An 11,431-nucleotide genomic window follows, 5' to 3' on the forward strand; every position below is an offset into this window, starting at 1 on the left:
GAACTTTCTGATATAATATAGATAGAGTAATAGTATTTTAATCTCACAGTTAAGCTTCCAAGTGGAAAGGATGTGCTTTATGGATATTGCACAAAAATTGCGAGAAGAAGGTTATAAAGTGACACCACAGCGTATTGCCATTTATAATGTTCTTTACGCAGAAAACAACCATCCCACTGCGGAAATGATCTACCAAAGTTTGCGGGAAGACCATCCAAGTATGAGCTTGGCGACTGTATATAAAACGATGGAGATTTTTGAACGCATTGGTTTAGTTCGCGTCTTAGACTTGGGCGATGATTGTAGCCGTTATGACTGGGATACAAGAAATCATCCGCATGTACGCTGTACTATGTGTAATCGTATTAATGATTTACATGATGTACAAGTAAACTGTCTAAGAGAAGAAGTGGCGCGCCACAGTGAATATGAAATTACAGGACTTCATGTGTCTTTTGAAGGCATTTGTCCAGAATGTTTGCGTAAAAGCTCACATTAATTAGTCATGTAAAAGAAATAGAGGATAATTGCTTATATAAACAATTGTCCTCTATTTTTATGTCTGTAACGAGATAGTCATAACATGATATACTTACAAGTAAGATAGTCAATCAATAAGAGAAGGAGTTATATATGAGTCAATTAACAATCGGATGTCATTTATCCATCAGCAAAGGCTATTTACACATGGGGAAGGAGGCTCTCTCTATTGGAGCCAACACATTCCAATACTTCACGAGGAACCCCCGGGGTGGAAAGGCTCGTGCTTTTGACGAAGCAGATATGAAAGCTTTAGATGCATTTTTACAAGAATACCAATTTGGCAAATTACTAGGCCATGCGCCATATACCTTGAATGCTTGTGCGGCCGACCCAGGACTGCGTGAGTTTGCGAAAAATTCTATGAGAGAAGATTTGGAGCGACTAGAATATTTACCAGGACATTTATATAACTTTCACCCTGGTAGCCATGTGAAACAAGGCGTAGACCAAGGCATTGAATACATCGTAGATATGTTGAATGAAGTGATTTTTCCAGGTATGAAGACGACAGTTTTATTAGAAGCCATGGCGGGAAAAGGAACAGAAGTAGGTCGTAATTTTGAAGAACTAGCGCGCATCATTGACGGCGTAAAATATAAAGAATATATCGGAGTTTGTGTAGATACGTGCCATATCCACGAAGGTGGTTACGACATCATTGAAAATTTAGATGGCGTTTTGGAGGAGTTTGACCATTTCGTAGGCTTAGACAGAATCCATGCGGTGCATTTGAACGATTCCAAAAATCCGAGGGGAGCCCATAAAGATCGACATGAGAAAATTGGGGAAGGCCATATTGGCATTGAGGCCATTGCTAATTTCATTACCCATCCAAAATTACGTCATTTACCATTTTATCTAGAAACGCCAAATGAACTAGATGGATATGCGAAAGAAATTTCTATCTTACGGGAGATTTACGCAAACGAGGTGTAAGTATGCGCATACTACATACAGCAGACTGGCATTTAGGACGACTATTTTATAACGAACATTTAACAAGGGACCAAGCCCATGTATTGGATCATCAATTTTTCCCTTTACTGAAAGAAGAACAGATTGATCTAGTGGTTCTCAGTGGGGACGTTTTTGATCGCTCAGTGCCACCTATTGAGGCCATTGAATTATGGGATTCTGTGCTCCATCGATTGGCTTTCACCGAGAATATTCCTATGGTGGCCATTTCAGGTAATCACGATAGTGGACCACGCTTAGCTATGGGTCACAGTGCTTGGGAAACGCATGGTATCCATTTGTTAGGCCATGCTCACCAAGGGATAAATCCCATCTCTTTTCAAGATGCATACGGCCAACTAGACGTGTGGGCACTACCCTATGGAGAGGTGCGTGATATGCAAAGTGCTTTGAATCGACAAGGTGTTGGAAATGAAAAGATAGAAATAACAGAGCATATCGAATCTGTTAAGGCATCTAAAAAACATAGAACGCAATGCGAATCGGCAGATTTATTTGCCTCTTTAAGTAATGAAGATATTGTAAATTCAGACAACTCTTCGTATAAAGGTAATGATGAGATTTCTGTTGTCGGTACTGCGGAATGTGCGTTAGGTGTTGATACAAATACATATAATTGGACTATCGCAGATGCCTATGAACATTGGTCATATTATGCGAAGCGTTGCTCTGAAGGACACCGCAGTCTTTGTATGGCTCATGCCTTTGTGGCAGGTGGTGCTGAAAGTGAGTCGGAACGGCCTCTGTTAGTAGGAGGTTCTGGGCAAGTTCCAACAACAGTATTCAAAGATTTTACATATACTGCCTTGGGTCACTTGCATAGACCACAACGGATTGGGGTGGACCATATTCGCTACAGTGGATCTTTGTTGACCTATTCCTTTGACGAGGTAGGGTATAGTAAAAGTTTCACTATCGTTGATATAGACAGCAAAGGAGCTACAACAATCAGTGAGATTCCTATTGTAGGTCGCCGCCAATTTGTGAGGCTGACGGGATATTTTGACGATTTGCTTGCAGATGAAAGTCTTCATACACGGCATCATAATGATTATGTGGAAGTACGATTGTTAGATACGGCACCTGTAGTGGACGGAATGCGCCGCTTGCGAAAGGTATTTCCATATTGTATGCGATTAGAATTAGTAGGTCGTATGGAAGTGGTGCGAGATACAACAGGTGCTAAACGATTCAAGGAATTAAATGAGAAAGATTTATTTGCCCAATTTGCTAAGGAAGCTCGTAATGAAGAACTTTCACAAGAAGAATTAGAGTATATGGAAGGTTTGTGGCATCGTGTATTAAGGGAGGAAGAAGCATGAGACCCTTACGATTAGAAATGACTGCCTTTGGCCCGTATCCTAAGAAAGTAATCCTTGATTTTGCCGTATTGGCAAATCAATCCATGTTTTTGATTACAGGTCCTACAGGGGCAGGAAAAACAAGTATATTAGATGCCATTGTATATGCCCTATATGGTCAAACCAGTGGTGGCCTTCGTGATGGATCTGATATGCGTAGCGATTATGCAGATGCTACTACACCTACATCAGTGGTGTTTGAGTTTCAAGTAGGTGATCATCGATATAGGATGGAGCGAACTCCAAAACAAGAATTACAGAAAAAACGAGGCACTGGTACAAGAACGGTATTAGCAACTGCTTCTATCAGTGAATGGATTGATGAAGAATGGAAATTACTCGCTACAAAAGCCCAAGAAATTCGTGACTATGTACAACAGATCATTGGATTTCGTGTAGATCAATTTTTGCAAGTTGTCCTATTACCGCAAGGTGATTTTAGAAAATTGTTAGTAGCCCCCACATCAGAACGGGAAGTATTGCTACATACGATTTTTAAAACCTCTGTGTATAAACGCATGCAAGATGTATTGAAGGAAGAATTGACTAAATCTACCGTAGGGATTCAAGATACATTGCAAAAGGTTGAGTTTTTATTGAGTACCTACACAGTAGATACGTTACAGGACTTAGTGGCATTGACGGAAGAAGAACGTGCTGTATTAGGGATTCGTGAAAAAGAACGTAAGGAGAAACAGGAGCAGTGCGATGTTTTGCAAACAGCCTATGCTAAGTACGAAACCTATGCCAACCTAGTATCGCGCAAAGATCAATACAGTCAAGCCTTGGCTACTCATCAAGAAGGAGAGTCGGCGCATCTTGCATTAGGGGAGGCTATTAGCCGTTGGGAACGGTTGCAAGAAGTTCGGAGGTCTATGAAAGACTATGAGAAATTGCAAGATATTTTCAGAACGGACAAAGAAAAATTAGAAGCCTTGAAAACATCGTTGCAGTCCGTGGAAGGAAGTTTACAAACCTTAGAGTCTAAGTGGAAACAGCTAATAGCTCAAGAGGAAACGTATGCAAAGCAACAAGAGCAATACCACCAATTACAGGCCTTGCAACAAGAGGTGGAGCGGTATGGCGAACTTGTGATAAAAAGGACTGATATAGAGGCTTCGAAAGCACAGCAAGTGGAGCAACAACAGGCTCTACAACAGGAGATAACTACAAGTCAGGCAGAGCTGGAGTTGCATCGTAAAACATTAGAAGGTATAAAGACAGAGTTACAAAATTATGCTTCCTTAGGTGAGGAAAAATTATGTACCAGTGAACTGCGGAGTTGGTGGGATTCCTTAAAGGGGGTTGTTAACAAACTCCAAACTGCTTGGGATGCTAGAAATCTTCATAGTCAACAGTTGGAGGAAGAACGACAGGTCTGCAAGACGCGTGAAGGTCTATATCATCATAATGAGCAATTATTACGACAACACCAAGCCTATGAAGTGAGTTTGCAAGTGGAAGATGATTCGCCGTGTCCTGTTTGTGGTTCCTTAGAACATCCACAACTAGCACAAGCCCCGTCGGAAGACATTGTTAGAGAAACGGTAGATAGATTCCGCAGAGAGTTCCAAGCTAGTCAAACACAGGTGGCAACGATAGAAACCAAGCTAAGCCACAGTGAAGAAGAAGTAGAACGATATAGTAAAGAATGGAATCGTTTATGTGAAAGCTATCCAAATGTAACAGAAGGTGTGCAAAGAAAAGCTATTATTCACTTGGGGAATATGTTGGAATCGGCTATACAAGTCAAGGACATAGATAGGGTAGCTGAACGCCTCCAATGGTGGAAGGTATCTGCAGATATAGAAACTATAGACCAAGCGTTTAAAACGATACAAAATGAGTTAGTTGTTGCTGAAACCACTAAAGTAGAATTGGAAGAAAGATTAGAAACATTACATAAGGCAATACAAGTAGAAGAAGCTAACTTTCATACAAAACAACTGGAATTGACTACTTTAGCTGGTCAGATAGAGACGATTAAACAAGATGTTCACCACATGACAACAGAAATGCATCGTATTGAAAAGAGTATAGCTCCTTTTACGGTGGAAACGTATACGGCTGAGGTGAAAGATCTCGCAGATTCTCTGAAACGGTATGAAGCGGACCGTAAAGAGGTAGAAGCCGCGCGTCAAGCTAGCCAAGAACAAAAGGTGGCGCTCATCACAGAAATAGGGACTATTAAAGAACAACAGGATCGCATGGCGCAGGATATAGAATTCTTGGATAAGGAAATCGAGCAAGTGTTAGCAGCGGAATCTCTTACCATTGATGCATTTAAACAGGAATCTCATGCATTTGATAAATTGCCAGCATGGAAAGAAACCTTTAGTGTCTATAACAACGAAACATTGCGACTAAGCTCTCTGTTAGAAGAAGTGCGAAGTGATTTAGCCAACTATACTACAGTGCCAGAGAAAATAGCCAAGGGTGCTGTGGAAACAATAGAACAGGAATTAAAAGAATTGGGGGAAACTATTGGTACCCTGAAATCTCAAGTTCTAGCTAAAGAAAAGACAATACAAGAAATTACTGGGTTGGAAGAGTCCACTAAAGTATTGTCGGACCGTCGGGCATTTATCTTCGGCTTAGCCGATTTAGCCAATGGCGGTGATTCAGGTATGAAAGGGGTCAGCTTTGAACGCTATGTACTAGGTGCTATCCTGGAAGAAGTGTTGTGTGCGGCGAACTTACGACTTCATGATATGAGTCGTGGTCGCTATCGATTGGAACGATCGGTAGAAGAAGGAGGTCGTGGCGCACGGGGGTTGGATATTGCTGTCTTTGATGCCTATACAGGGGCAAGCCGCCCTGCCAATACGTTGTCTGGAGGAGAAACCTTTTTAGCGTCCTTAGGTTTAGCTATGGGATTGGCGGATGTCATTCAATCTTATGCGGGAGGTATTCATTTGGATACCATGTTTATTGATGAAGGGTTTGGAACTTTGGATCCAGATACCTTAGATGTGGCAATGGAAACACTAGTAGCATTGCAATCCCAAGGACGATTGGTAGGCATCATATCTCATGTGCCAGAATTACAACAACAAATTGGTGCACACTTGGTGGTGACAAAAACGGATGAGGGAAGCAGGGCCTACTTTCAAGTGCAGTGATTGTATTCCCGTAGTACCTATGTTAGAATAATACTGTCATTTACTAGGAATTAAGGAGGAAGTATGAAATTTAGCTTTGCTCATAATAATATTAACGTGAAAGATTTGGATACAAGTTTATCCTTTTATAAAGACGCATTAGGGTTAGAAGAAGTCGGTCATATCGATGGAGAAGATGGATCTTTTAAAATCGTCTATTTAGGAGATGGTACCAATCCGCATCGATTAGAATTGACATGGCTACGTGATTGGGATCGTCCTTATAATTTAGGGGATAATGAATTCCATGTGGCATTTTATGTAGATGATTATGCAGGAGCGTTAGCAAAACATAAGGCTATGAACTGCGTTGTCTATGAGAATGAAGCGATGGGCATTTATTTTATTGCTGATCCAGATGGATATTGGACTGAAATTATCCCAGCAGGAGCCTATTAATATGGAACATATGTTAACGCGCTTACAATGGTTGGTAGGAGAAGAAAAAATTAAAACCTTGCAAGGTAAAAAAGTCCTTCTTTTTGGATGCGGTGGTGTAGGCTCCTTTGCCCTAGAAGCATTGGTTCGTTCTGGCGTAGGGCATATAATTATTGTCGATGGTGACAAAGTGACGGTGAGCAATATTAATCGTCAGCTTATTGCTTTGCCTAGCACGGTAGGTCAACGTAAAGTAGAGGCCGCAAAAGAGAGAGCCTTAGCAATCAATCCTAATCTACATATTGAGGCTTATGATATGGTATATACCGGTGAAAGTCATCCTACTTTCATTGCCGATATTAATCCGGATTTTGTCATTGATGCCATTGATATGGTAAGTGCTAAACTATCTATCATCGAAACGTGTTATAATAGAAATATACCTTGTATATCTTCTATGGGAACAGGCAATAAAATGTGGCCTGATCAATTGAAGATTACAGATATTAGTAAGACCCATACATGCCCATTGGCGAAAGTTATGCGTAAAGAATTGCGTCGTCGTGGCATTAAAAAGCAAACTGTATTATTCTCTACAGAACAACCGATGACACCGAACCGTGATGATGACTCTAGAAGTCCAGGTTCCTGCGGTTTTGTTCCGTCTGTAGCAGGATTGCATTTAGCGGGTCACGTGATTAGAACTTTTTTGGAGGTACAGTAATGAAAAAAGCAATTATTCATATGGAATACGGTGACATTGTTATCGAATTATTTGAAAATGAAGCTCCTGGTACAGTAGCTAACTTTGAAAAATTAATCAAAGAAGGTTTTTATGATACTTTGAAATTTCATCGTGTTATCCCTGGTTTTGTGGCTCAAGGTGGTTGCCCAATGGGTACTGGCGTAGGTGGCCCTGGTTACACAATTCCATGCGAAACTAAAGGTAACCCACATAAACATGTTCGTGGTGCTTTATCCATGGCACATCGTGGACCTAACACAGGGGGTAGCCAATTCTTTATCGTGTATGAACCACAACCTCATTTAGATGGCGTTCATACTGTATTCGGTCAAGTCATCGAAGGCATGGATGTAGTAGATAAAATTCAACAAGGTGACCGCATGCAAACTGTTGAGGTAGTAGAAGACTAATGGCAGGAATCAAACGCTATCGTATTGAACATCCTGAATGGTTACAAGTGAAAAAGGATGGAAACTTTTCCTATGGGTATGACCAAGAATGGTACGAAGATGCTTGGAAACGGTTAGCAGGTTGTGGCCCTACAACGGCGACACAAGTGATTTCCTATGTCCTTTTTCGCGATGGTCATTTACCACTAGAAACTGTAGCAGACGGAGACCAAGCTTTGGTACGTATGAATCAAGTATGGGAATACGTGCGCCCTCGCTATGGTGGGGGGCTCTATAAAAGTACTTGGTGGGAACAAGGTGTCAACCAATATATGGCAGATAACAACTTGTCTTATAATGTGAAACGATTGCCGATTTTCCCTCTGAAAGGAAGCGTTTATACGGTGGAAGAAGTAACGGCTTTCATACAACGTGGACTGGAACAAAATTGTCCTGTTGCTTTTTTAAATCGTCATCGTGGACAGGAAGAAGGCCTATCTACATGGCATTGGGTTCCTATCGTATCTATGCAAGTTAATCATGATGACACACGATGTGTTGTCTATGATGAAGGTATGGAACGAACTTTTTCACTACGCCGTTGGTTACGAGATAATTTACTGGGTGGAGCTTTTTTATACATCCAGTCACAATGTGAGGAGTAAGAAATGACACAATGGATTAAAGAATTACAGTCCCCTCATCTTGCATTATGCGCAGAAGTGGATGAAATTTTATATTCTGGAAAATCCGACTTTCAAACCATAGAAGTCGCTCATAGTTTAGAATATGGTAATATGCTTGTGTTGGATGGTGTGTTTCAAACGTCAGAACGAGAAGAATTTGTGTATCATGAAATGATGAGCCACATTCCGTTATTCTTGCACCCAAACCCTAAGCATGTATTGATCATCGGTGGCGGTGATGGCGGTGTAGCTAGAGAATGTGTACGTCATAGCTGTGTAGAAACAGTGACAATGGTAGAAATTGATGGTAAAGTAGTGGAATTGGCAAAACAATATTTGCCATCTATTGCTGACGCTATGATTCGCCAAGATCCAAAATTGACGGTAACCATTGGTGACGGTATTGGTCATGTAGCAGAAAAAGAAAACTTCTATGATGTGATTATCGTAGACTGCTCTGACCCAATCGGACCTGGTGAAGGTTTATTTACAGAAGAATTCTACAAAAATACATATCGTGCCTTGAAGGAAGATGGTTTATTTGTACAACAAACAGAATCTCCAGTGATGCATCAACAACTAGTATCTGATGTATTCTACTATGTAAATAAACATTTCCCTGTGACTCGCCTATATACAGCATTTATTCCGTTATATCCAACAGGTATGCATTGCTTTACTATGGGATCTAAGAAACATGACCCATTAGAATGGGATCCAAATCGTGCTCAAGATTTTACAACTAAATACTATAACTATGGCATCCAAAAATCTGCATTCGTATTGCCAACATTTGTAAAACAATATTTACAAGCTCGAATTGCAGAATAAACTCTTTACCTAGGTGTGCTATAGTGAGTGACGTACTAGCACTTTCTTTGTGAAGGTGCTAGTTTTGTGTATGGGTTATACAATCGAATCAAATCTAGTGTTTAAAAATAATAGGTAAGCCCATGGTATTTTTGAGGAGTAGATATACCAAATATAGTAGTTAAGTGCAGCTACTTTACAGTAACTTTTATAATTATAGAGATATGAAAAAAATATTAGTGATATATAGTATTGAAATTCCTAGTAAATAGGTATACAATAAAAACAATATTGTATTTACAATGAAACATATAATATATTTTTATTCATGTGAATTAACAAAAGGGGAGACTATAATGAAACAATATGACTTACTCGTTATCGGCTTTGGTAAAGCAGGTAAAACATTAGCTGCCACATTTGGCAAAGAAGGAAAACAAGTCGCTTTAATTGAACAAGATCCAGCTATGTATGGTGGTACATGTATCAATATCGGATGTATCCCTACAAAAACGATGATTGTTGGTGCGGATAAAGGCAAAAGCTACGAAGCTGCAAAGGCAACTCGTGATACAGTAGTAGGAAAGTTAAATGCAAAGAACTTAAACATGTTAACATCCAATCCGAATGTAACCGTGTATACTGGTCATGGTAAATTTACTTCCAATAAAGAAGTAGAAGTAACAACAGCAGATGGCGTGGAAACATTGACAGCTGAAATTATCATCATCAACACAGGGGCTACTAATGTAGTACTTCCAATTTCAGGTCTATCTACATCTAAATTTGTATATAACAGTACTGAGTTGCAAGCGTTGCCTACATTGCCAAAACGATTAGGTATCATTGGTTGCGGTAACATTGGCATTGAGTTCGCTAATTTATACGCACGTTTAGGTGCTGAGGTGACTGCTTTTGAAAGCGGTGATAGAATCTTAAAACGTGAAGATGCAGATGTAGCTGCGTTGGCGCAACAATATTTAGAAGAAGATGGCGTTCGATTCCACTTTAACGCTGTCACCAAAGAAATTAAAAACGTAGGTGATACTGTAGTAGTAGTGACTGAAAGTGGAGAAGAATTCGTTTTCGATGCAGTATTACATGCTACAGGTCGTAAAGCGAATACAGAAGGTCTTGGCTTAGAGAATACGGATATTCAAGTTCGCCCTAATGGCTCCATCGTAACAGACGATACATTAATGACGGCTGTTCCAAAGGTATTTGCTGTAGGTGATGTAAACGGTGGACAACAATTTACTTATGTATCTTTAGATGACTTCCGTATTGTAAATCGTGTATTACACGGGGATGAAAGTTATAAGTTAGGGAATCGTGCACACGTGCCATATTCTACTTTCATTACACCTGCTTTATCCCATGTAGGTTTACATGAAGAAGAAGCGAAAGCACAATATCCAAGTGCTGTGACAGTGGCATTACCAGTAAATAATATGCCGCGTCATGCAGTAAACCAAGATCCACGCGGTGTATTTAAATTAACAGTTAACAAAGACACTGGTTTAATTCTAGGAGCTACCTTATTTGGTAAAAACTCTGAAGAGTTAATTAACATTATTAAAATGGCCATGGATAACGATATTAAGTATACATACTTACGTGACCAAATCTTTACACATCCTACAATGGCTGAAAACTTAAATGATTTAGCTAAATTAATTTAAGAAGACAGATAGTATATACACAATAAGGTCAACTGATATGTGATGTAAACTATTAATAGAGATAATGATACCTTAAAAGAATATAGAGAATAGAGAAAGTTAGGAAACCCTTAACTTTCTCTATTTAGTTATAAAATGAAAGAAAAATGAAAAAAGGGGTTTACATGTAAAAAGTTTTTTGATATACTTTAAAAACATCAGCGATAGAGCAATAATTTTATTACTTTGTATCGAAGATGAGATATGATAGCAGTTAAAAAAGTTTTTTAAAAAGTGGTTGACACAAAAAAAATTAACTGATATACTAAATATCGTTCTAAGGCACGACAGTGCTAAACAGAATAAATATCCTGTGGTGGGTATGGTGAAGCGGTTAACACGGCGGATTGTGGCTCCGTTATGCATGGGTTCGATCCCCATTACTCACCCCACAACACAGGGGTGTAGCCAAGCGGTAAGGCATCGGACTTTGACTCCGACATGCGATGGTTCGATCCCATCCACCCCTGCCATTTTATGACCCACTAGCTCAGTTGGCAGAGCACCTGACTTTTAATCAGGGTGTCCCGCGTTCGAGTCGCGGGTGGGTCACCATTTACTATTTATATAGTATAAGGATATTGATGATCTTTGAAAACTGAACAATAAAAGGTAATTACTTCGAAAGAAGTAAACATAAGCCAGAGTGCGGGTTTCACATA

The 11,431-nt window shown here is 39.8% G+C and carries 10 protein-coding genes and 3 tRNA genes; all 13 read left to right on the plus strand.

The features are described from left to right. Positions 1-79 precede the first annotated feature (79 nt). The 13 genes from EO112_RS05075 (at position 80) to EO112_RS05135 (ending at position 11,324) form a co-directional block, all read left to right on the plus strand. Entirely contained in the window at positions 80-499 is a 420-nt protein-coding gene (locus EO112_RS05075; protein WP_009353504.1) for a Fur family transcriptional regulator, read from the plus strand. Positions 500-633: 134 nt separating this feature from the next. Beyond that, a complete protein-coding gene (locus EO112_RS05080; RefSeq protein WP_127163265.1) occupies positions 634-1,479 on the plus strand; it encodes a deoxyribonuclease IV in 846 nt (281 codons plus the stop codon). 2 nt (positions 1,480-1,481) lie between these two features. Beyond that, positions 1,482-2,840: an exonuclease SbcCD subunit D gene (locus tag EO112_RS05085; protein WP_127163267.1), complete on the plus strand. Its 1,359-nt coding sequence runs from the start codon at positions 1,482-1,484 to the stop codon at positions 2,838-2,840. Beyond that, positions 2,837-6,001, plus strand: a complete 3,165-nt coding sequence (locus EO112_RS05090) for an AAA family ATPase (RefSeq protein ID WP_127163269.1) — start codon at positions 2,837-2,839, stop codon at positions 5,999-6,001. The genes EO112_RS05085 and EO112_RS05090 overlap by 4 nt, the downstream gene beginning before the upstream one ends. Before the next feature lie 63 nt (positions 6,002-6,064). Beyond that, positions 6,065-6,439: a VOC family protein gene (locus EO112_RS05095; RefSeq protein WP_127163271.1), complete on the plus strand. Its 375-nt coding sequence runs from the start codon at positions 6,065-6,067 to the stop codon at positions 6,437-6,439. 1 nt (position 6,440) lies between these two features. Then, on the plus strand, positions 6,441-7,142 hold the full coding sequence (locus tag EO112_RS05100) for a ThiF family adenylyltransferase (RefSeq protein WP_127163273.1): 702 nt from the start codon (positions 6,441-6,443) through the stop codon (positions 7,140-7,142). Continuing rightward, the gene (locus EO112_RS05105; protein WP_009353500.1) at positions 7,142-7,573 is read left to right on the plus strand and encodes a peptidylprolyl isomerase; all 432 of its coding nucleotides are present in this window, start codon (positions 7,142-7,144) and stop codon (positions 7,571-7,573) included. The genes EO112_RS05100 and EO112_RS05105 overlap by 1 nt, the downstream gene beginning before the upstream one ends. Further along, the gene (locus EO112_RS05110; RefSeq protein WP_127163275.1) at positions 7,573-8,217 is read left to right on the plus strand and encodes a hypothetical protein; all 645 of its coding nucleotides are present in this window, start codon (positions 7,573-7,575) and stop codon (positions 8,215-8,217) included. Before EO112_RS05105 ends, EO112_RS05110 begins: the two co-directional genes overlap by 1 nt. Before the next feature lie 3 nt (positions 8,218-8,220). Then, entirely contained in the window at positions 8,221-9,069 is an 849-nt protein-coding gene (speE, locus tag EO112_RS05115; RefSeq protein WP_126941329.1) for a polyamine aminopropyltransferase, read from the plus strand. A gap of 335 nt (positions 9,070-9,404) precedes the next feature. Continuing rightward, positions 9,405-10,730 (plus strand): FAD-containing oxidoreductase, encoded by a 1,326-nt coding sequence (locus EO112_RS05120; protein WP_127163277.1) that lies wholly within the window; start codon positions 9,405-9,407, stop codon positions 10,728-10,730. Positions 10,731-11,085: 355 nt separating this feature from the next. Next, a tRNA-His gene (locus tag EO112_RS05125) sits at positions 11,086-11,161 on the plus strand. 6 nt (positions 11,162-11,167) lie between these two features. Next, a tRNA-Gln gene (locus EO112_RS05130) sits at positions 11,168-11,242 on the plus strand. Between the two features lie 6 nt (positions 11,243-11,248). Beyond that, positions 11,249-11,324 (plus strand) — tRNA-Lys (locus EO112_RS05135). Positions 11,325-11,431 lie beyond the last annotated feature (107 nt).

The organism is Veillonella sp. VA141, assembly GCF_003992175.1.
In the GTDB taxonomy this organism is placed as follows: Bacteria; Bacillota; Negativicutes; order Veillonellales; family Veillonellaceae; genus F0422.